The organism is Staphylococcus sp. FSL W8-1207 (assembly GCF_038003745.1).
Lineage (GTDB): Bacteria > Bacillota > Bacilli > Staphylococcales > Staphylococcaceae > Staphylococcus > Staphylococcus equorum.
The window spans coordinates 349,027-371,896 of sequence record NZ_JBBOPU010000001.1; the positions used below are offsets into that span (position 1 = coordinate 349,027).

Here is a 22,870-nt window from a genome sequence, read left to right on the forward strand (position 1 = left end):
ATTAAATGAAGCAATTTGAAGTGACAAGCGAGCCGATACAGACAGAGCAATATAGATCTTATGTACTGAATGAACATCAAGGTGCAGTTGTTGTTTTTACAGGTCATGTAAGGGAATGGACAAAAGGAATTAAAACAGAGTATTTAGAGTATGAAGCCTATATTCCTATGGCAGAAAAAAAGTTAGCTCAAATAGGTGATGAAATTTCAGAACAATGGCCTGGTACACAAACGACAATCGTTCATAGAATTGGCCCGTTAGCTATTTCAGATATTGCAGTACTTATTAGTGTATCTTCGCCACATCGAAAAGATGCATACAGAGCAAATGAATATGCAATTGAGCGTATCAAAGAAATCGTACCTATTTGGAAAAAGGAAATATGGGAAGATGGTGCACAATGGCAAGGACATCAACATGGAAGCTATGAGGATGCGATTGAAGGAGGCCAATCATGAAAGTACTTTATTTTGCAGAGATAAAAGAAATATTAGCAAAACAATCAGAAGACATCGATTTAAGTTATGATATTACTGTAGATGAATTTATTACAGATTTATTTAAACGTTATCCTAGTATTAGTGATAAAAAATTTCAAATAGCAGTAAATGAAGAATTTGTGAAAAATGATGACATTGTCCAACCTAATGACACTGTCGCATTGATTCCACCAGTTAGCGGAGGGTAAAGAAGAGATGAAAGCAATTATACTTGCCGGAGGACAGTCAGAGAGATTCGGTGAACCTAAGGCTTTTGCACAAATTGAATCGCAAACATTTTATGAGCGAATTATAGATGTGTTAGAAGCAACGAACATGTTTAATCAAATTATTATAAGTACCAATGAAAATCTTGCGACACAATTTGATTACCCAAATATAATTATAGATGAACACCAGAATAAAGATAAAGGGCCTTTGGCAGGTATTAGATCAGTCATGAGCCAACACCTAGAGGAAGAACTTTTCTTTGTTATTTCCGTTGACACACCTATGATTACTCAAAAAGCGATAAGTAAATTATATCAATTTATGGTGGAACACCTTATTGAAGACCAGTTAGATATTGCAGGTTTTAAAGAAGCGGGTAAACCGATACCTACACTTGCCTTTTACAGTCCACATACTTTAACTTACATTGATAAGGCACTGAATTCAGATGATTATAGTTTAAAGAATGTTTATACTAAAGTTGCAAGCGATTGGTTAGATGTTAATACAATTGAATCACCTGATTATTGGTATAAAAATATTAATTTCCAGCATGATTTGGACGCTTTACAACATGAAATTATAAATAGATAAAAGGGGGGCTAACGATATGGTAGAACAAATCACTGATAAACTCGGGCGGCCGATACGTGACTTAAGATTATCAGTTACAGATCGATGCAATTTCCGTTGTGATTATTGCATGCCTAAAGAAATCTTTGGCGATGATTTTGTTTTCTTACCTAAAGACGAGCTTCTTACATTTGATGAAATGGTACGTATTTCGAAAGTATACACACAATTAGGTGTGAAAAAAATACGTATTACAGGCGGTGAACCATTACTCAGACGTGATTTATATAAATTGATTTATGAATTGAATCAGATTGATGGCGTAGAGGATATTGGTCTAACGACAAATGGCTTATTGTTAAAAAAACATGGTCAAAAATTATATGATGCGGGTTTAAGACGTATTAATGTAAGTTTAGATGCAATTGAAGACAAAGTGTTTCAAGCGATTAATAATAGAAATATAAAAGCTTCTACAATATTGCAACAGATTGATTATGCAATTTCCATAGGATTCCATGTGAAAGTAAATGTGGTTATACAAAAAGGTGTAAATGATAACCAAATTCTACCTATGATTCAGTATTTCAAAGAGAAAGATATTGAGATTAGATTTATAGAATTTATGGATGTTGGAAACGATAATGGATGGGATTTTAGTAAAGTGGTAACAAAAGATGAAATGTTAAATATGATAGAAAATGAGTTTGATATTGAATCTGTTGAGCCAAAATATTTTGGCGAAGTCGCTAAATATTATCGTCATAAAGATAATGGTGCGCAGTTTGGTCTTATCACTAGTGTATCTCAATCTTTCTGCTCTACTTGTACACGCGGTCGATTGTCATCAGACGGTAAGTTCTATAGTTGTCTATTTAGTACAGTAGATGGCTTTAATGTGAAATCATTTATGCGTGCTGGAGCAACTGATGACGAGCTATTTGAACAATTTAAAGTACTATGGAACGTTAGAGATGATAGATATTCAGATGAACGTACGGAACAAACTGTAGCAAATAGAAAGCGCAAAAAAATTAATATGAATTATATTGGTGGTTAGTATCACTAGATAGTTGTCAATCTATCTATTAGACTTGTTATAGTTTTGACGCTGACATAATATCTAAAATCATAAAACGCTGGAGCAGCTTAAATAAATATGCTCTCAGCGTTTTTTGTGTTAAATCACAAGATAAAAAATTATTCTATTTATTTAACAAAATAAAGGTTAATAATAGACATTTTCAAATTTTAAAATAAAGATTTTTTAAGATATTCTATTAGTAAAAAATGTTTATATTTACTTTAGGGATTTAATTAAAACAAAAAAATGCTTGTTATGTATAAGAAGCTATATAAATGAAAGACAATAGTAAAAAATATTTATCTATTACTTTTAAAATAATAGATTTAATGAAGAAAATATTATATAATATTTTCGAAGCATATTCATTATAAAGCCATTAAAACAACAAGAAAAAACGATGAGGAGGCCATTATTATGGAAAGTAAAGTATCTTATTTTATAACTTCTGAAAGAGCATTAAGTCAATTAAAACATTGGTTGAAGACCGTACATCATTTATCAATTGAAGAATTTGTTGTGTTGTATAAAGTGTATGAAGCTAAAAAAATTAGCGGAAAAGAATTGAGAGATACACTTCATTTCGAAATGTTATGGGACACGAGCAAGATTGACGTGATTATACGAAAAATTTATAAAAAAGAACTCATGTCTAAAGTTCGCTCTGAGACAGACGAAAGACAAGTTTATTATTATTTCAATGATATTCAAACTAAGATTTTTGATGATATTATACAAGAAATAGAAACGATTAAAGTAGCACAATAATCAAGCCTACATAAAAGCATACATAAAAAAGAGAACGGGACTAAGAAATCAAAATTTGATTCCTTTCCGTTCTCTTTTTATTACAATGAGTTAAGTTGTTTAACTTTTCTGCCATGTAAGAAGAAATAAATAATAGCTGCTATAAGTACGATGACGGCCATAATAGCATATAATTGTGCATAAGATACGGAGGATGTCATAAAGCCTAAAACATATGGTCCAAACCCAACTCCTAAATCTAATCCGATAAAATAGGTTGAAGTTGCTATACCATATTTAGCAGGTGGTGATACTTTAATGGCAATAGCTTGCATACAGGATGAAATATTTCCATAACCTGCACCTAAGAACAAGCCAGCAAGAATGAGTAACCAACCATTATTTGTAATACTTAAAGTAACGAATGTAAGGATTAAGAATACAAAGGCAGGATATGCAATGACGTTCTCATTTTTTTGATCCATGAGACGACCTGCAATTGGTCGAGTGATCAATGATGCAATGGCATAAAATATAAAGAAGTAACTAGAAATCGTTACTAAATTTATCTCTTGAGCAAAGAATTGCAAAAATGTAAGTATTGAAGAATAAGTTAAACCTGAAATCAACATAATTATTGCTACAGGTATGGCTTCTTTTGCAATGTAATTATTAATGTTGAATTTTTTACTTGTTGTTTTTTGAGTAGTTGTATCAGTTGTATCGAGCTTAAATTGTAGATTTACAAAGAAAGAAATTAATAAGCTTACTACACCACAAACAAGACAAATTAAGAATAACATTTTAATTGGAAAAGTATTAATTAATAGTAAACCAAGGAAAGGGCCAATAGCTGCACCAATAACAAGGCTTAAAGAAAATAAACTAATGCCTTCACTTTTTCTATCATTAGGCGTGACATAAGCAGCGATGGTGCCTGTTGCCGTTGTAGTAATTCCTGTAGCAATACCGTTGATTAGTCTAGTAAACATGAGTAATGTTATAGAACCTTCTATAAAATATAACAATTGGGTAACGAGTAAAAATACTAATCCAATTAACAATATACGTTTCGGTCCGACTTTATTTACATATTTACCAGTTACAAAACGGCCAATTAAGGAACCTATGATAAAGAGTCCTGTTACTAAGCCAGCGGTGCTATCTGAAACATTATATTCAGATTTAGCATAACTGGCGATTATTACTATAAGTAAGTACATACATAAGTATATTAAAAAATTGGTTATAAAGTTTATATTAAAACTTTTTGTCCATATGGGTGATTTTGTTGGTATTGCTTGATTCATATTACCCTTCCTCCATTTTTGTTATAGCTTCATGTATTGATTGAATAGTTTTAACCGCCTGTTTAAGATCGCCTTCAGATAATCCTGTGTCTTCAATAAGCTGATCTTGTACCTTATCAACTCGAGTACTAATGTTGTTATATAATAGCTGACCTTCTTTTGAGAGTGCTAATAATTTCTCCCTTTTATCAATTCCAGGCTCAATTGAAAGCAATGATTTTTCAGAAAGTACTTTTAAAATCTTACGTGTCGTTGGTTTCTCGATGGCACGGCGCTTTGATATTTGTACCAAAGTAGTAGGCGCATTGTATGCTATATCTTTAAATACTAACCATTGAGCAGGATATAGATCAAACTCTTCAAATATAGGTTGAAACAATTTTGTGTATGGTCTATAAATTGCAATAAGGTTATTAAATATAATATTTTTTTCCATAATGACCTCCTAATATAGTTAGCTTTGCTAACTTAATTTACAGCATACTTATTCTATTCTTTTTTAATAAAAAAATCAATAGTAGGCGATGTAAAATCATTAAAATTCAAGAAAAAGTTTATGGAGATAAGAAATTTATTACGTAGCGTTAGTTAAGACAAGTAAAGTGGTATACAATTTGTTAAGATATAGTTAAAGCTAAAATAAGGGAGATACCTAATGCAGTATTTAAAATTAGATCATATGATTCATTATATTCATCAATTAGATAACTTTAAATATCCGGGGCATTTGTTTAAATTACATCAAGGTGGCCACCATGAAAGGTTGGGAACTTATAACAGATTAGCCTATTTGAATAATGCATATATAGAGTTGTTAGACGTGTATAAACCCGACGTATTATTAAAAATGATAAAAACAGATGAAGGACGTGTATCGTTTCCTTCTAAAATAGTACAAGATAATTATAGTCAAGGTATAAAAACACTGGCATTTCGTACGCAAGATATTCATCAATTGAAAAAAGATTTGGAAACGAGAAATATAGAGGTCATTGGTCCCATAGATATGCATAGGGAAAATGTGAAAGGTGATAAAACATCTTGGAAATTGCTTTATATTGCAGATCCAGACTATAGAGTAAAACCACCATTTTTTATACAGTGGAGTGAAGCTGAAGAAGTGAGAAATGCAAAATTAGAACCGTTGCAACAAAAAGAATTTACGATTAGAACAATTAATATACACAGCACAGAACGAGAGCATACTGTAAAAAAATGGGAATATTGGTTTGATATGGAAAAAATAAGTGAAACTAAAACATATACTGCATTAAAATTAAAAAATGATGATGTCGTTTACCACATTTATGATGGTGAACATTCAGGGTATAAATCAGTCACATTAAGAGACGATAAAACTTCATCATCGTATACTTTAATTATTCGAGGAGCAAGCTATCAGTTCGAGGCAGATTAATAAATATAAAGGTATGCGCTATGTGCAATAATGAAAATGTGTATCAATGAAATAATAAGTGTTAAAATAGTTAAATACGTGGCGACTTTATGTGTGCGTAATAATAATAAGTAAACACATATAACAAAAGACAACGCTGCTAAAATTACTCTTAAGCTTAAGTATGATATTGACAGTGGTTCGATAAAAGCTTGAACTACAAAGATTAAATTAATAATCAGTAATAATCCAATAATAAAAATACGCATGAAAACACCTCGTTTTTTCTTTTAATATAGTATAACAAATGAATTGTTTATATGTGAAATTATGAGCGAAGCAATGTATAATATCAAAGTATTGAATTGGTAAAGGAGACATCAGTTGTATGGAAAAGATGAATATCACAAATCAAGCGCATGATGCATTTGTTAAGTCGCATCCACAGGGTGATTTATTACAATTAACAAAATGGGCAGAAACAAAAACACTAACTGGATGGTATTCAAAACGTATTGCAGTTGGAGAAGAGGGCGAAGTAAAAGGCGTTGCTCAACTATTATTCAAAAAGGTACCTAAGTTACCATATACGTTATGCTATATTTCTAGAGGTTTTGTTACAGATTACAGTAATAAACTCGCATTAGAAACGCTTTTAGAGTACGCAATGCAAATTGCAAAAGAAGAAAAAGCGTACGCTATTAAAATTGATCCAGATGTTGAAGTAGACAAAGGTGCTGACGCATTAACAAACCTAAGATCACTAGGATTTAAACACAAAGGTTTCAAAGAAGGTTTATCTAAAGATTATATACAACCAAGAATGACAATGATAACACCAATTGAAAAGTCGGATGAAGAACTTATACAAAGTTTTGAAAGACGTAATCGTTCAAAAGTCAGATTAGCTTTAAAACGTGGTACGACTGTTGAGCGTTCTAATAGAGAAGGCTTAAAAACATTTGCTAACTTAATGCAAATTACAGGTGAACGTGATGGCTTTTTAACACGTGATATTAGTTATTTCCAAAATATATACGATGCTATGAATCCAGATGGCGATGCAGAATTATTCTTAGTTAAATTAGAGCCTAAACCAGTACTCGAAGATTTAAGAGAAGACTTATCACAGCTTGAGCAAGAAAAAGTTAAATTAGCTGAAAAAAAACAAGATAAAAAAACACTAAATAAAATCAACGATGTAAATAATAAAATCGTTAAAACCCAAGAATTAATTGAGGATATGGAAAAATTAGAACTATCGCACCCTGAAGGTATTTATTTGTCAGGCGCGTTGTTAATGTTCGCAGGTAACAAATCATATTATCTATATGGTGCCTCTTCAAATGAATATCGTGATTTTCTACCAAACCATCATATGCAGTTTGCTATGATGCAATATGCTAGGGAACACGGCGCAACAACTTATGATTTTGGTGGTACTGATAATGATCCCGATAAAGACTCCGATCACTATGGCTTATGGACATTCAAAAAAGTTTGGGGCACATATTTAAGTGAAAAAATAGGTGAGTTTGATTATGTATTAAACAAACCACTGTATCAATTAATTGAAAATGTAAAACCGAAGCTTACTAAGGCAAAAATTAGAATATCTCGTAAACTTAGAAGTAAGTAAAATGTAATAAAATAGTTAAACATAAAAATGCACAGTATAAAGTTTTGATTTAAATTTTATAAAACTTTATACTGTGCATTTTTTAAATACTAAATAAATTTAAAAAATCGAAATATTTTATAAAATTATTAGCATGTATGATATTGTAAGTTAGAGACTTATGGTAAATTAGATATAACGAAATGAAAGTACGAGAGGAGATTAAGCGCATGATAAAAAAATTATTACAGTTTTCATTAGGAAATAAATTTGCAATCTTCTTAATGGTCTTGTTAGTTATATTAGCTGGCATATACTCGAGTTCTAAAATGAAACTCGAACTATTACCAGATGCCGAACCACCTATAATTACAATACAAACAGCATTACCGGGTGCAACCCCAGAAACAGTAAAGGAAGACATTAGCGATAAAATAGATAGTCAAGTTAGGTCTATGTCTGATGTTAAAAGCGTAAGCGCTCAATCTATACAAAATGCTTCAATGGTATCTGTAGAATATGAAGAAACTGCAGATATGGATAAAGCGGAAAATGATTTGCAGAAAGAAATCGATAAGATTAAATTTGATGAAGAGGTTGAGGAACCGGAACTGACAAGAAGTTCAATGGATGCATTTCCTATCGTAGCTTATTCATTTAGTAATAAGGAAGATAACCTCAAAGATACGACAAATAAAATTAACAACGAACTGATCCCACGTTTAGAAACAATTGAAGGCATACAAACTGCACAACTTAACGGTCAAACGTCACGAGAAGTATCTGTGAAGTTTGATCAAGATAAATTACAAGAAAGTGGTTTAAGTGCAGAAAGTGTTCAACAATTTCTAAAGAGTGCTACAAGTGAAACGCCACTCGGATTATTCCAATTTGATAAGACAGAAAAATCTGTTGTTATCGATGGTCAATTCACATCGGTAGATGCATTGAAAGATTTAGAAATCCCACTAACTGCAGGTGCTGGCTCTAGCACTCAAGGACAAAGTGCAAGTGGTTCAACTCAACAAGGCGCAGCACAAAGTCAAGATGGTTCGGGAGCTTCTTCGCAAGGTTCAGCAATGCAAGGTGCTGGAGCAAGCGTACCATCAGTAAAATTAGATGATATTGCTGATGTCTCTGTAGGCGATGTACGTGAGTCTATTTCCAAAACAAATGGTAAAGATGCGGTGAATGTACAGGTTACTAAATCACAAGATGCTAACACTGTAAAAGTAGCCGAAGATACTAAAAATGAAATTGATAAATTTGTTAAAGAAAATCCTGATGTCACTTCAACTAAAGTCATGGATACAGCGAAACCTATACAAGATTCTCTTTACACTATGATTGAAAAAGCAGCTTTAGGTACAATGGTGGCGATTATCGTAATCTTGTTATTCTTAAGAAACATAAGAACGACTGCAATTTCAATTTTATCCATACCAATGTCTATCTTAATAGCGATGGTGGCATTGAAATTATCAGATGTTTCATTAAATATTCTTACTTTAGGCGCATTAACCGTTGCTATAGGACGTGTGATTGATGACTCTATCGTAGTAGTAGAAAATATATACCGACGATTATCAGATAAGGAAGAGCAATTAAGCGGAGATAAATTAGTTATAAGTGCTACAAGTGAAGTATTCAAACCAATTTTATCATCTACTATAGTGACAATTATTGTATTCTTGCCACTAGTCTTTGTAACAGGTTCAGTAGGGCAAATGTTTAGACCATTTGCACTTGCAATTGCTTTTAGTTTATTAGCGTCACTTCTTGTTTCTGTAACAATTGTTCCAGCATTAAGTGCAACGTTCTTTAAAAAAGGAATCAAACAACATAAAGAAAAGAAACTAGGTTTGATAGGTAGTAATTACAAAAAAGTATTAAATTGGTCATTAAACCATAAATGGATTGTTATTATTATTAGTACAATCATTTTGATAGCAAGTATAGGGCTAGGTGCTGCTAAACTTGGTACAAGTTTCATTTCCACAGGTGAAGATAAGTATATGACACTTACATATACACCAGAACCTGGTGAAACTGAAGAAGGCGTTTTGAATCATGCGGAAGAAGTACAGAAATATTTAAATAAAAAAGATAAAGTAAATACTGTTCAATATTCAGTTGGTGGTGCGACGCCAACTGACCCTACTGGAAGTTCAAACAGCATGGCGATAATGGTGGAATATGATTCTAACACACCAAATTTTGACGAAGAACCAGATAAAGTGCTCAGTCATATTGAAAAATATAAACACCCTGGTGATTGGGGTAATCAAGATATGGGTACTGGCACAGACAACAAAGCATTAGAAATTGCAGTTACAGGTCCATCATTAGATTCGATAGAAGGAACCGTAAAAAAAGTTGAAGACGAAATGAAAGATATTAAAGGATTAGCTAATGTTAAGTCAGACTTATCACAAACTTATGAGCAATATAATATCAAAGTCGATCAAAATAAAGCTTCAAGCTATGGTTTGTCAGCTTCGCAATTAGCAATGACATTAAATCAAAATACACCTGAACAAACGGTTACGACTGTTAAAGAAAAAGGTAAATCCATAGATGTAAAAGTTAAAGAAGACAAAGATAAAAACTGGACAGAAGAAAAATTAGAAAGCACAGAAGTACAAACACCAACTGGTCAATCTATTGAGTTAAGCGAGATTGCCGATTTAGAAAAATCATCCACACCTAATAAAATAGAAACAGAAGCGGGTGATTACACTGCAACAGTTTCTACAAAAGTAACAAACGATGATGTCGGTGGTATGGCTCAAAAAGTAATATCTAAAGTGAACGATATAGATAAACCAAATAACGTAGAAACTAAAGTAGGAGGGGCTAATGAAGATATAAGCAAAGCTATTTCTCAATTGGTGCTAGCAATGATAGCAGCAATAATAATTGTTTATTTAGTGCTTGTTCTTACGTTTAAAGGTGCGCTTGCACCATTTACAATTCTATTCTCTCTTCCATATACTGTAATAGGTGTAGTAATCGCACTTGTCTTAACTGGCGAAACAATATCAGTACCAAGTATGATAGGCATGCTTATGCTGATTGGTATCGTAGTCACAAACGCGATTGTGCTAGTAGATAGAGTTATTAATAAAGAAAAACAAGGTCTGGAAATGAAAGACGCATTATTAGAAGCTGGTGGTACGCGTATTAGACCAATTCTTATGACAGCTATAGCTACAATTGGTGCACTATTACCAATGTTGTTTGGTGAAGACAGCTCAATTATTATTTCAAAAGGTATGGCAGCGACAGTTATAGGTGGGTTAATTTCTTCTACATTATTAACGCTAATTGTAGTACCTGTTATTTATGAAATACTATTTAGTTTGAAAGATAAAATTATAAATAAACGTAACAAGAAAAAGTAAAAAATAGGTAACTCATATTAGGATGTATTAATAAATGCCTACAGAAAAACTGCTTACACAGTATTATATGTGTAAGCAGTTTTATTTGTCATTATATAGAAAAGATACAGAATAAATCATTTGTTTTCTTAGAGCTTATCTTGTCAGTTAACTGAAAATAATGCACTACGCAAAAAAAAGAGTATTGAAATAGGCAACTACTTCAATACTCAATATTTAAATAATTAATATAATACTAATACTAAAATAGCGTATACCACAAATAGTAAAATTGTAATTATATTTAAGATTTGAACGGCTTTAGAATCTTTTTTACCGTTTTTAAATGCTGTAATTTCTACATTGCCAATGATAAGTAATAGTACGATGAACACCCACCAGTTTACTGCAGGGAAGGATAATGTTGTAATTGCTACAACAAATAATAAGAGCAAGGCCATAATAATACGTAAAATGCGTGTAATGATTGTTGGCATTTTAAATACACTGATGTAGCTTACTATAAGATATAATATTGGTAAAAAGATAAGGTACAGTTGCATTGAATTACATCCTTTCTATGTATGCACTTAATCTTAGCACGTAAAAAATTGATTTACTAGGATGTTATTTACGTTCTTTTTGACTAATTTCTGAACGAACAGATGCAATTTCTTTTTCTATGTCTTCAAGTTGTCGTAATAATGGGTCAACTTGTTGATTGACGGACTCTCTTTTTTCAAGGTCACCTTGTAGTCTCACATAATCATATTTTAGTTCAGCTAATTTTTCTTTTAAATCCATTTTTACACACTCCTTTTGTATGCGGCACTAACCACACTATTTTAGTTTAAATTATAACATGAAATTGAAAGCTTCTAAAATAACCGAGTTATATGTTAAAGTATGAAAATGGAATGAAAACGAAAAGATGTAACGAAAGAAGGTTTATTGTGACCCAACAATTTATCATAATTATTTTACTTATTGCATTAGGTTATGCACTTAAAAGAATTAATTACTTTAAGGCAAACGACAGCCAAGTCTTTGCAACATTAGTTCTAAATGTCACATTGCCTTCGCTCGTGATAGTTAATTTAAACGAAGCAGATTTAGATTTATCTCTTTCTGTCTTACCTATACTGATGATTTTATATGGTGTTTTAACAAAATTAATCATGGTATGGTTCTTTATGAAATATGATAATCAAATACGAGGGACAACTGGTATGATGATGGCTTCACTCAATATAGGCTTATTTGCATATCCACTAGTAGAAGCCATATGGCCAAATACTGGTATGATTTATTTTGGTATGGTAGATATTGGTGGCGCAATTATTATGTTTGGGGTTACTTACTTTGTAGGAAGCTATTTTAGTAGTTCAGGTGATAGTTTTGACTTTAAATATTTAGCGAAAAATCTTCTTAAATCAGTACCGTTAATGACATATATCATCATGTTTATTTTAAATATGCTCAATATTCATTTTCCAGATCCAGTAATTGATTTCTTCTCTGTACTATCAGGGGCTAATATGCCATTATCGATGATCTTGATAGGGTTAATGTTGAATTTTAGTATAGATAAACGCTTTTTACCAATTGCGATGAAGTACATTTTATTACATTATGGTCTAGGTGTTATCGCTGGCTTACTCGTATATTTCTTTTTACCAGTTGATGATCAAATGGTAAAAACTACACTACAGGTTGCATGGTTATTACCCGTAGGTGTAGCCATCATACCTTATGCAATTCAATTTAAATATAAGACATTACCACTGGTAGGTATGGTCACCAATTTAACGATTGTTATTAGTATAATTATATTATACATTTACCAAGCTTTATTTGTATAAGTGAAGGGGAGGAATCTCATTTTTCTGAAAATATTTCAGCGTATGAGCCGAGTCCCACAAGGCTGACTAGAAAATGCAATGCAAAAGCTAAAGTTCATGTATAAGAACTACTTGTCTTCATAAACGAAGTAGTAGTTGTTTAAAAGTTTGATATAAGTACATTTTCAATTCAGTCATCCACTGCCAATATAATAATTGAGACTGAGACATGTATTTTGTCTCAGTCTCACCTAGGGCACGCTTGTTATTTACAAGTGTGCTTTTTGCTGGCGCTAATGATTGCTCACTAGATTAAATGTTAGTTTAACCTTTACCACCCATAAATGCAGGATAATTTGTCATACCACCATCGACATATATTGTTGTGCCATGAATATAATCCGCTAAGTCAGAAGCTAAAAATCTTGCGACGTTAGCAACTTGACTAGCTTCGCCAATGATTTTAGATGGGATCATTTCTAATGTTTCTTCACGTGTTGTTGGATCAGAGAATTTTTCTTTCGTGTGTTCAGTAACGATAGCTCCCGGTGAAATATTATTAATACGAATACCATATTGTGCATATTCCATCGACATTGTTTCCATCATTAATTTTAATCCGCCTTTACTTGCTGCGTAGTTTACATAGTTTGGCCATGGAATTTTATCATGAACACTTGACGTGTTGATAATTACACCTTTTTTATCTTCTTTTAAAAATTGGTTTATAGCTGTTTTTGAGCCTATAAATGCACCAGTCAAATTGACGTCAATTACTTTTTGCCATTCTTCTAAAGGCATTTCATGTGTAGGAATCGGTTTTTCAAATCCAGCGTTATTAATTAAGGTATCGAGTGTACCAAATTGATCTACAGCAGATTGAATTAAACGTTCTACATCATCTTCTTTTGATATGTCAGCTTGTACCTTGATTGCCTTGCCGCCTGCATCTTCAATTAATCTAATAGTTTGAGATACAACTTCTAAATGGCGTTCTGAGCGATAATTTATAACGACGTTGGCTTTTTCATCACCAAACTGTTCTGCCATAGCTTTTCCAATACCGCTACCAGCACCTGTAATCACTACAACTTTACCTTCTAAGTCTTTAAACATAATGTATGACGCCTCCTTGATAGTAATAGTATAAAACAAAAAGTTTAAGACAAATATTAAATGATTAGAGGTGAAAGTCACTAATCATTTAATATGCAATGAAAAATTGTCGTTGCCTTAAACTTAATGTTGTTTATCTATTTGTAATACATGATATTTGATTGTTAATGTTAACCTTTAATATTTCCGAGTACAAAGGCAGCAATGACAATGAGAACAATACCAGCCCATATGCCAGTCATTTGACGTTTGTCTTTACGCTCACCTAATAGGAAAATACCGCCAAGTGTAGATACGATGACTAATAATTGGGATAATGAAAAACTTGTTGCTACACCGACTTTGGGTTGTGAATAGAACATAAATAAATTACCTATCCCCCAAATAACACCTGGAATTAAATTCCATACAGTACTTTTTATTGATGTTTCGTGTTTAGCTGATAGAATTAAGCCACCAATCGCCATACCTATAGATTGGAAGAAAAGGGCATTCATTCCATCTACACCGAAGATTTGAGCTATAACTACATACACGACGTAACCTACAGTAGAAATTAATAAGATAGGCATTGCTTTACCAAAGTTTTTCGTGCTTTCTGATGCTTCATTTTTGCCTTTAATAGACGTCATAGCAATACCAATAACGAGTAATACCATAGCGAGTAGGCCTAGTGTAACTTGAGTACCAGTACTCCATTCACCTAAAAATACAGCACTAAATAATGTTGTACCTACTAATTGTAAACCAGTAGAGATAGGCATTGTTTTAGACACACCAATTAAACTAATTGATTTCAATTGGTAGCCTTGACCAAGTGCCCAAAAAGCACCTGAAATTAAGCCGACAATAATAATAGTGGGGTCACCAAATTCAGCATTGCCAGTTAATAATAAAATAATACCAATGATTAATGCACCAAATGTAGTACCTCTAATTTGGTTATAAGGGCCACCACCAACGAGCACATTAATTAAAACAACACTTCCCCAAAATAACGCGGGTAAAAGGGCAATTAATATATCCATACTTTATCTTCACTCACTCTCTATTTAAATAATACTTTCCTTTCAAAATAACTATCTTAGATTGCCCTTGTATGATATTTTAAAGCAAAATATTAATATAGTAAAAAATATTAGATTATATACAAAATTATTTTACATCATTGTGAAATATGAAGGGTAACTGTTTTAAGCTTATAAAGGTATAACGAATTAAATATGAGCAGCGACGTATTTAAATTTTTTATATTCATAATTGATATTAAAACCTAGCTCATTAAAACGTTCAACGAGTGTCGTGTTTTTACTACGTATTTTGAAAAAAACTTTTTCTATATCGTGATTAGTAAACGCGATGTGTATAGCGTGTGATAGTAAATCAAATGCTATGCCTTTAAGTCTATAATCAGAGTGTGAAGAAAAATATTTAATTTCTGCCTTATGACTATTTTCAAATATTTGAAGGTAGAGATAACCTTTCAGTAGCCCCTCAGACATAAAGATAAATAGGCGATGATGCTCATCTAGTGATTCAACAATTTCATCTGCAGTCATAACATCATGTTTAAATGTGTGTTCGTGCAATTTACTAAATAAACGATAGTAAGCTGGCTGATATTCAGTGATGTTTTGTGCGTGCTCAATTTCACCAATATCTTGTGATGCTACTAAATAATAATCTGTAAAACTATAAGAAGATTGGATAGTTTTCATAAAATCTAAATAATTTTGTTCTGTTTCTTCAAAAGAAAAGTTGAAACTCGTAGACTCAGATTTGCTCTGTGCTAAGGATTCAAATAAGTCTTGAAAAGCTGAAACTGATGGTGAAACTGATTTATTCACGAAAGGACCAAGAACTTTATATTTATTTTGTTCATATTGAAAGGCTGAAATTAGCATAATGATTTGGTCTTGATCATTTATTTGTGCATAGACGCCTGGATCTTCAATCAGTTGTTTTATATTAGTTGTAATGTTTTTATGTGCTGGTGGTAATTTGTATAAATAAGAAGCTGAGCGATAATCTGCGTTAATTATAAATTGCTCTATCTGGTCATAGTCGTTTAATTTGATAGTTTTCATAAAATACCTCCGTCTGTAAACTATTTAAGTTAATTATAGGAACTTTTTGAAATAAATGGAAGTTTCGATGTGCTATATACATGTTACAATAAATATTATATTGAAATTGAAAGGGCGAAATTATGAAATCACTAATTATAGCTGAAAAACCTTCAGTAGGTAGAGACATTGCAAATACTTTGAATGTTAATGAAAAGCGCAATGGCTACTTTGAAAATAATAAATATATTGTCACTTGGGCGTTAGGACATTTAGTAACGAATGCTACGCCAGAACAGTATGATAATAATTATAAAGAATGGAAACTTGATGTTTTACCTATTATACCAAATAAAATGAAAACTGTTGTTATAAGTAAGACAAGAAAACAATTTTCAACAGTTCAATCTTTAATTAAGAACAATAATGTTAAAGACATCATCATTGCAACAGATATTGACGTATCTCTATAAATATATATGTACATACAGTAATTATTTATCCTCTCTACTGTATTTATAGTGTGGAAAAGCTTTTTGATACGTGTACAAAAATAAAATTATGTACAGAAATAATTTCGTGATACTAATTATGTACAGTTTTATTAATCCCGGCTACGAAATCAACTCATAAATATAATATTTTAGCTTAATCTATTCCATTATTTACATAATGAGTTTATCAAATTGAAGAGGGTTGATATTTATGAATGCAAAAAACTTTGAATATTTAGATTGGCTGTATAATGATACAAGTGGTAAAAAGACATTGTCAACAGGAGAGGTTGTGGACATATGGTTTTTTAAGTACGACGAAAAATCGACTATTATGAGTAAGTGGGCAAAACATTTCCGAAATCATTATTGTGATGATTATGAAATTGATTGTATGAGGAGAGCGGAAGGCTTATCCAGAGCAGATTATTTAAGATTGAGAAAGTTTCCAGATGAAATTTTTCCACCTGGCCCTGCTACACGTTCAGGTGATTTTAGTGAGATTATGATTGCAGATTTTCTTGAGTATTTCTTTGATTATTTCGTACCACGAACGCGTTATGATAGAAAAGTTAATCCAAACTCATCAACACAAGGAAGTGACCTTATAGGATTCAAGTTCACAAATGACTTCCGAACTCCTTCACCAGACGATGAGCTGATTGTTTACGAAGTAAAAGCAAATTATACTGGGACAACAAAACCCGATGCAAAGCATACTCTACAAAATGCTGTTGATCACTCAGCAAAAGACATAGCCAGGTTAAGTGAATCTTTAAACGCGGTCAAACAACGATACAAAGATAAAAACAAAAAAGATGAATTTCAGATGGTCGAAAGATTCCAAAACTTAGTAGATAGACCGCATAAAAGAATTTTTGGGGCTGCAGCATTGTTCTCATCAGATATCTATAATCCGGATACTATTCCGGAAGTTGATATCTCTAATCATCCAGAAAAAGAGGACTTAGAATTACTGATTATTAGTGGCGACGATATGATGGACCTTGTACATAATCTTTATAGGAGGGCTGCTGATGAAGCCTGATATAGATTCTCTAGATATCTTAAACATAACACGGTCTAAGGCTAAAATGTTTGAGTATAACGTAGATTTTAAGGATCAAATTAAACTTCAAGTAGACAGGCACCCATCTCGTCTTTTTGACATCTCAATAGGCATCTTGGGTGATTTGACTTATCTAATTAACGAAACACCATTTGAAGGAGATGAATTAGACAATTTGGATAATAGTACAGTCCAATTTCCTGCGCAATTCTTTGATTCCTATCTAAAGGCTCGTTTAAATGAGGAAATGAACCCGTACCTTTTGTTAGTTGGGGCTGCATCGTATTATCTTTGTGATTTACCTGGTAGCACACGTGTTTTAATTAATCAATTAAAAGGATATGATATTGATTTAGAAGCACGAGGTATAGAAGATTTATTACACTGGATTCTTGAAGGAGAATTTAGTAGTTTTTTATATGTAAAAAATACAATATTTGAAAATAATCTCATAGAAATTTATGAAGGTTACCGTAAATTTTATAAAACAGGAGCTGGTATAAATGAATTACTGAAAGCAACCGATAGATTAAGAAAAGAAAGTTATGAATATGGGACAGCCAGGGAACTGTTGTTTGCTGATGTAATCTGTGCACTTACAAAAAAAAGATTAAGAAACTCTGTTTGGTTTAGTTTGCCAGAATACTCGAAATTGCCATTGGAGGTGTGGAGAAACTCATTTGAAAAGGATTCCTTTATACAAGAACTTTGGCCAGCGCAACATATGATTGGTAAAGAAGGTATTTTTAAAGGTGATTCTGGACTTATACAGATGCCCACCAGTGCTGGTAAAACAAAGGCAACAGAAATAATTGTGCGTAGTGCTTTCCTTTCCAACAGAACTTCATTAGCAATAATTGTTGCTCCGTTTAGAGCACTTTGTAATGAGATTAGTACAGACTTAAAAACCAAGTTTTATAATGAGGAAATTAGTGTAAACGAAATGACCGACGTCTTTCAAATGGATTTTGAGATTGCCGACATTATAAGGCGAAAACAAATATTAGTAGTTACTCCAGAAAAACTTTTATATATTTTAAGGAACTCTCCAGAATTAAGCAATGAGATTGGTTTAATTATATATGATGAGGGTCACCAATTTGATAATGGATCTAGAGGGACTACGTATGAATTGCTTTTGACCTCATTGAAGTTTTTAATTCCTGAAAATGCTCAATCAATACTTATTTCAGCAATTATAAATAACGTAGATTCACTTAATGAATGGTTGAATGGTGAAAAAGGTGCGATAATATTAGGAAATAATCTTTTACCAACGTATAGAACTCTAGCTTTAGTAAGATGGTATGAAGATAGTAATGATTTAGTATTTTTTTCGATAGATAAAAAACCAAAGTTAGATTTTCTTGTACCTAACGTACTTATGGAATATCCTTTAAAGTTAAGTGGTCGAGAACTAAGAGAAAGGTTCTTCCCTGACAAGAGTGATGCACATAGTATTGCTCTATTTTTGGGAGTGAAACTTGTCGGAAAAGGTGCTGTAGCAATCTTTTCGGAAAGAAAAGATTCCATCAATTTAATGTGTAATTTGATAATTGACGCCTACAAAAGAGGTTTTTCTTTCCCAACACCAGTAGAAGAATCAGACTTTAACGAGATTAAACGCCTTCATTTTTTATATGAGAAAAATCTTGGTGTAAATTCTACTACTCTTGCCGCTAAAATTGGCATTCTTACTCACCATGGTGATATACCTAGAGGAATTCGTATCTCGGTTGAGTATGCGATGAGAAAAGGATTAGCCAAATATTTAATTTGTACATCAACCTTAGCCCAGGGAGTGAACTTACCAATAAGATACTTGATACTATCTAAACTTAACCCAAGCCCAAGATATGGAGGGCTTAGAGTTAGAGATTTCCATAATCTTATAGGCCGTGTGGGTCGATCTGGTATGCATACAGAGGGAAGTATAATTTTTGCAGACCCAGAGATACTAAAAAATTACGTACATAGAGGAAATGATAGAAAATGGAAGCAAATAAATACATTGCTTAACCCAGATAATTCTGAGTCAATTTCAAGCTCATTGCTAAATGTATTTAAACCTCTCTATGCTGATAAAGGAGATGGATATATAGAAATTGATGTTCCATACCTTGTCAAAATGAACTATGAAAATACGGAGAGCGTGGATGACGAGCTTCAAAATATCGCCTTGGAAAATGAAAAATATTCATTCGATGGATTAAGAAGACAAGTACTTCAACGATTAAATGTCATCTCTTCCGTAGAAAGTTTTTTAATGGCAAATTGGGAAAATTCATTTGATGAAGATGAAAATGAAATAGACGAATTAGCTAAAAAGACACTTGCTCATTTTTTAACTACAGAAGAATCAGATAAAAAGAACGATGATATTGCACAAGAAATAATTAAATTATTTAGAGTGGTTGCAAAAAATATTTCTGATAAAATACCAGAGAATAAAAGAAAAAAAGACTTTGGAACAACATTATATGGAACGAATAAAGTACTTGGTATAGAAGCCTGGGTCTTCACCTATGTGCTTGAAATAAATGAGTGTGGTAATGAAGAGGATTTATTAAAAACTATTTGGCCTTTACTAGAAGAAAGCATACAAAACAACTATTTTAATAACTTTAATAAACCTGAGATTCTGCAAGATATGGCAATTAATTGGATGAATAGTATTCCTTACGTTGAGATTATTGGTATAGAAGATATAGGCGAAATAATGGTAGGTCAAAGAAATCTCACAATGAATCATATCGTAGGAATTTGTGATAATGCCTTTGCTTACGATGCGACATTAGTTATTGCATCTGTCATTAAAGTTATTGAATCACATGAAATGGATGTAGATTCAGAGACAATTGAAAGGTTAAAATTACTCCAGAAAAATTTAAAATATGGTTTAAGGTATAAAAAGGAAATATCAATTTTCGAACTTGGCTTCTCTGATCGTATTATTTCAAATGAAATATATTCTCTTTTAGATGAGAACTATATAAATAAAAACTCTTTGATAGCTGAAATAAAATCCAACAGAAAGAAAATAGAAGAAAAATTAACTGCTTATCCTTCATATTTTTCAAATGTATTAATTAATGTACTAGAATAACAATAAACTATTACCTAATTAACAATCCGCATTGTATCTATAAATGCGGATTGTTTTATGTTAACTAGCGAGAGATGATTTTAAAATATATTTATTTAATCTTTGAGTTTTGATAAAGCCTCTGCAAAAGGGTTATTTACAAATTCATCATCTTGATTATTTACATATTTATCAATGTCTTTCTTAGATACCTTGGACTTTTGATGTTTTTTGCGTCTTTTTTCGAAAGCAGATAGTTTTTCTCTATGTCCACATACACATGTAAATGTTTGTCCATCACCTTCACCATAGAGCTTTAACCGTTTCTTACAGTTTGGACATCTAGCATTAGTGTTTTTATAGATATTCTTCTTATTATTACATGATTGGTTTTTACACCTTAAAAATTTACCCTGTTTATTTTCTATTTCTAGCATAAAATCATCACACTTAGGGCACTTAGTTCCAGTGATATTATCGTGTTTAAAAGTTTCATCCATGTTCTTAATCTGTTGAACAATATCTTTAGTATATGTCTTTATTTCAGAAATGAATTGTTTTTTTTGTAACTCTCCATTTTCAATTTTGAGCAGTTTATCTTCCCATTCTGCCGTTAAAGATGGGGAACGAAGATCTTCAGGAGCAAGATCCAGCAGTTGTTTTCCAATCTTAGTTAGGTGCAGATACTTCCCTCTTTGTTCTATATACCGACCATTGATAAGCTTTTCTATTACATCAGCACGTGTTGCTACAGTACCTATTCCTCCAACAGCTTGAAGTGTCTCCGTCATTTTTTTATCAGCATCTACCATGTATTTAACTGGATTTTCCATCGCTTTTAACAGGGATCCTTCTGTATGTCGTTCAGGAGGTAACGTACTCTCTTCTTTAAGAAGAAGCTGACCTTCAATGTGTTGGCCTTGTCTAAGGTTGCTTTCTTTGCTACTTTGTTTCTCTCCGTAAATCTCTTTCCAACCTAGTTTTGTAGTTAGGTTTTCTTTAGCAACTAGTGTTTCTCCACTTATTTTTGCTATTATTTTTATTTGTTCATATTCAAAAGGTTCACTCAGTACTGCTAAAAATCTCTTTATCACTAAATCATAAATTCTTCTTTCATTGGTATCCAATGTATCAATAAAAACGGGCTCTTCTGTTGGAATGATTGCGTGATGATCGCTAACAGCTTTATCGTTTACTACAGATTTTGGTAAGTGAAAAGTTTTACGAGCCAACTTATTAGTGTGTTTGTTATATTCACCAACACTGCATGCTTTAATTCGATCTTTAAGTGTAGGTACAATATCTGATGAAATAACTCGAGAATCAGTTCTTGGGTATGTTAAGACTTTATGTCTCTCGTAAAGTTGCTGCATTAAGCGTAGCGTTTGTTTCCCGGAAAACCCGTATATTTTATTAGCATCTCTTTGTAACTCAGTTAAATCATATAGCTGTGGTGCAGTTTTTTTCTTCTGACTCTTTTCAATAGAATTTATAATTGCTGTTTGGTTATTCATTTTATTACAAAGATTGTCTGCTTGTTCCTTATTAAAAATTCTGGAGTTATTTTTATCATCATTCCAGAGAAAATTTATGCCATTGTTAGACTTAAAAGTAACTTCATTATATTTTCTTGGGGTGAAGTTTTTTATTTCTTCTTCACGTTGAGCTATTATACCTACAGTTGGTGTTTGCACTCGTCCTGCAGATAATTGAGCATTAAACTTTGTAGTAAGGGCTCTTGTTGCATTTAAGCCAACGTACCAATCTGCTTCAGATCGTGCTACAGCTGCATGGTATAAGTTTTCATACTGTTTACCATCTTTTAAGTTTTTGAAGCCTTCTTGAATTGCTTTATCAGTCACTGATGAGATCCACAGTCGTTTAATTGGTTTATTTATATTAGCTTTATCTATTATCCATCTCGCAACCAATTCTCCTTCTCTTGCGCTATCGGTTGCTATAACGACCTCATTTATATCTGAACGGTTCATTTGCCTCTTTATTGAGTTGAACTGTTTATTGGTTTTTTTTATTGTAGTTGTTTTTAAATTAGAAGGAATCATAGGTAGCTCTTCTAAGTTCCAAGTTCTATATTTAATATCGTATGATTCTGGATCTGCAAGAGTAACTAAATGACCAAGTGCCCAAGTTATAACATATTTGTTTCCTTCTAAAAAGCCATCGCCTTTTTTATTACAATCTAGTACACGTGCAATATCTCTAGCTACAGAAGGCTTTTCAGCTATAACTACACTTTTCTTCATTACTCATTCAACGTCCTTTCAAAAATGATTGATAACAATTATATCATAGGAAATATAAGGGAGGTTTTATGAAAGTTAAAAGTCATTGATTTATTTAACAACACAATTCCAAAA

Annotated in this window: 19 protein-coding genes and 1 pseudogene; 12 read left to right on the top strand and 8 right to left on the bottom strand. The window is 32.1% G+C overall.

Annotation, left to right across the window (positions count from 1 at the left end):
* Positions 1–5: 5 nt before the first annotated feature.
* The 5 genes from NSR03_RS01620 to NSR03_RS01640 all read left to right on the top strand — a co-directional run bounded on the left by NSR03_RS01620 (position 6) and on the right by NSR03_RS01640 (position 3,135).
* On the top strand, positions 6–458 hold the full coding sequence (locus NSR03_RS01620; RefSeq protein WP_002506945.1) for a molybdenum cofactor biosynthesis protein MoaE: 453 nt from the start codon (positions 6–8) through the stop codon (positions 456–458).
* Positions 455–688, top strand: a complete 234-nt coding sequence (gene moaD / locus NSR03_RS01625; RefSeq protein WP_002506946.1) for a molybdopterin converting factor subunit 1 — start codon at positions 455–457, stop codon at positions 686–688. The genes NSR03_RS01620 and moaD overlap by 4 nt, the downstream gene beginning before the upstream one ends.
* 7 nt (positions 689–695) lie before the next feature.
* Positions 696–1,304 (top strand): molybdenum cofactor guanylyltransferase MobA, encoded by a 609-nt coding sequence (mobA, locus tag NSR03_RS01630; RefSeq protein ID WP_021338411.1) that lies wholly within the window; start codon positions 696–698, stop codon positions 1,302–1,304.
* Positions 1,305–1,320: 16 nt separating this feature from the next.
* Positions 1,321–2,343 carry a GTP 3',8-cyclase MoaA gene (gene moaA, locus NSR03_RS01635; RefSeq protein WP_056935824.1) on the top strand — a complete coding sequence of 341 codons (1,023 nt, stop codon included), beginning with the start codon at positions 1,321–1,323 and terminating at the stop codon, positions 2,341–2,343.
* A 441-nt stretch (positions 2,344–2,784) separates the two neighbouring features.
* Complete coding sequence (locus NSR03_RS01640; RefSeq protein WP_002506949.1) at positions 2,785–3,135, top strand: SarA family transcriptional regulator; 351 nt, start codon at positions 2,785–2,787, stop codon at positions 3,133–3,135.
* Between the two features lie 80 nt (positions 3,136–3,215).
* Here NSR03_RS01640 and NSR03_RS01645 read toward each other — a convergent pair whose 3' ends face one another.
* Both NSR03_RS01645 and NSR03_RS01650 read right to left on the bottom strand, forming a co-directional pair.
* Positions 3,216–4,424, bottom strand: coding sequence for an MFS transporter (locus tag NSR03_RS01645; RefSeq protein WP_021338409.1), 1,209 nt, complete (start codon positions 4,422–4,424; stop codon positions 3,216–3,218).
* A gap of 1 nt (position 4,425) precedes the next feature.
* Positions 4,426–4,860, bottom strand: a complete 435-nt coding sequence (locus NSR03_RS01650; protein ID WP_002506951.1) for a MarR family winged helix-turn-helix transcriptional regulator — start codon at positions 4,858–4,860, stop codon at positions 4,426–4,428.
* Positions 4,861–5,079: 219 nt separating this feature from the next.
* Between NSR03_RS01650 and NSR03_RS01655 the strand changes: the two genes are divergently transcribed.
* The 3 genes from NSR03_RS01655 (at position 5,080) to NSR03_RS01665 (ending at position 10,842) form a co-directional block, all read left to right on the top strand.
* On the top strand, positions 5,080–5,841 hold the full coding sequence (locus NSR03_RS01655) for a VOC family protein (RefSeq protein WP_002506952.1): 762 nt from the start codon (positions 5,080–5,082) through the stop codon (positions 5,839–5,841).
* A 367-nt stretch (positions 5,842–6,208) separates the two neighbouring features.
* Complete coding sequence (locus tag NSR03_RS01660; RefSeq protein WP_002506953.1) at positions 6,209–7,459, top strand: lipid II:glycine glycyltransferase FemX; 1,251 nt, start codon at positions 6,209–6,211, stop codon at positions 7,457–7,459.
* Between the two features lie 209 nt (positions 7,460–7,668).
* A complete protein-coding gene (locus tag NSR03_RS01665) occupies positions 7,669–10,842 on the top strand; it encodes an efflux RND transporter permease subunit (protein WP_069813221.1) in 3,174 nt (1,057 codons plus the stop codon).
* Between the two features lie 224 nt (positions 10,843–11,066).
* Here NSR03_RS01665 and mspA read toward each other — a convergent pair whose 3' ends face one another.
* Both mspA and NSR03_RS01675 read right to left on the bottom strand, forming a co-directional pair.
* Positions 11,067–11,384, bottom strand: coding sequence for a membrane stabilizing protein MspA (mspA, locus tag NSR03_RS01670; RefSeq protein ID WP_002506955.1), 318 nt, complete (start codon positions 11,382–11,384; stop codon positions 11,067–11,069).
* 64 nt (positions 11,385–11,448) lie between these two features.
* Complete coding sequence (locus NSR03_RS01675; protein ID WP_002511448.1) at positions 11,449–11,625, bottom strand: SE1832 family protein; 177 nt, start codon at positions 11,623–11,625, stop codon at positions 11,449–11,451.
* 149 nt (positions 11,626–11,774) lie between these two features.
* Between NSR03_RS01675 and NSR03_RS01680 the strand changes: the two genes are divergently transcribed.
* Complete coding sequence (locus NSR03_RS01680; protein ID WP_002506957.1) at positions 11,775–12,683, top strand: AEC family transporter; 909 nt, start codon at positions 11,775–11,777, stop codon at positions 12,681–12,683.
* 303 nt (positions 12,684–12,986) lie between these two features.
* Here NSR03_RS01680 and NSR03_RS01685 read toward each other — a convergent pair whose 3' ends face one another.
* The 3 genes from NSR03_RS01685 to NSR03_RS01695 all read right to left on the bottom strand — a co-directional run bounded on the left by NSR03_RS01685 (position 12,987) and on the right by NSR03_RS01695 (position 15,865).
* On the bottom strand, positions 12,987–13,778 hold the full coding sequence (locus NSR03_RS01685) for a glucose 1-dehydrogenase (RefSeq protein ID WP_069813219.1): 792 nt from the start codon (positions 13,776–13,778) through the stop codon (positions 12,987–12,989).
* Positions 13,779–13,948: 170 nt separating this feature from the next.
* Positions 13,949–14,806: a RhaT/GlcU family sugar-proton symporter gene (locus tag NSR03_RS01690; RefSeq protein WP_002506959.1), complete on the bottom strand. Its 858-nt coding sequence runs from the start codon at positions 14,804–14,806 to the stop codon at positions 13,949–13,951.
* Positions 14,807–14,995: 189 nt separating this feature from the next.
* A complete protein-coding gene (locus tag NSR03_RS01695) occupies positions 14,996–15,865 on the bottom strand; it encodes a GNAT family N-acetyltransferase (protein ID WP_069813218.1) in 870 nt (289 codons plus the stop codon).
* A 122-nt stretch (positions 15,866–15,987) separates the two neighbouring features.
* On the opposite strand from NSR03_RS01695, the pseudogene NSR03_RS01700 reads away from it, so the two are divergent.
* From NSR03_RS01700 to NSR03_RS01710, 3 genes and pseudogenes are all read left to right on the top strand, one after another.
* Positions 15,988–16,299, top strand: a pseudogene (locus NSR03_RS01700) (toprim domain-containing protein); the annotation flags it as partial.
* Between the two features lie 373 nt (positions 16,300–16,672).
* Positions 16,673–17,386: a Hachiman antiphage defense system protein HamA gene (locus tag NSR03_RS01705; protein WP_340719171.1), complete on the top strand. Its 714-nt coding sequence runs from the start codon at positions 16,673–16,675 to the stop codon at positions 17,384–17,386.
* Positions 17,376–20,513, top strand: a complete 3,138-nt coding sequence (locus NSR03_RS01710) for a DEAD/DEAH box helicase (RefSeq protein ID WP_285336411.1) — start codon at positions 17,376–17,378, stop codon at positions 20,511–20,513. The genes NSR03_RS01705 and NSR03_RS01710 overlap by 11 nt, the downstream gene beginning before the upstream one ends.
* A 95-nt stretch (positions 20,514–20,608) precedes the next feature.
* Here NSR03_RS01710 and NSR03_RS01715 read toward each other — a convergent pair whose 3' ends face one another.
* Positions 20,609–22,756, bottom strand: coding sequence for a DNA topoisomerase III (locus NSR03_RS01715; protein WP_340719172.1), 2,148 nt, complete (start codon positions 22,754–22,756; stop codon positions 20,609–20,611).
* Between the last annotated feature and the right edge of the window lie 114 nt (positions 22,757–22,870).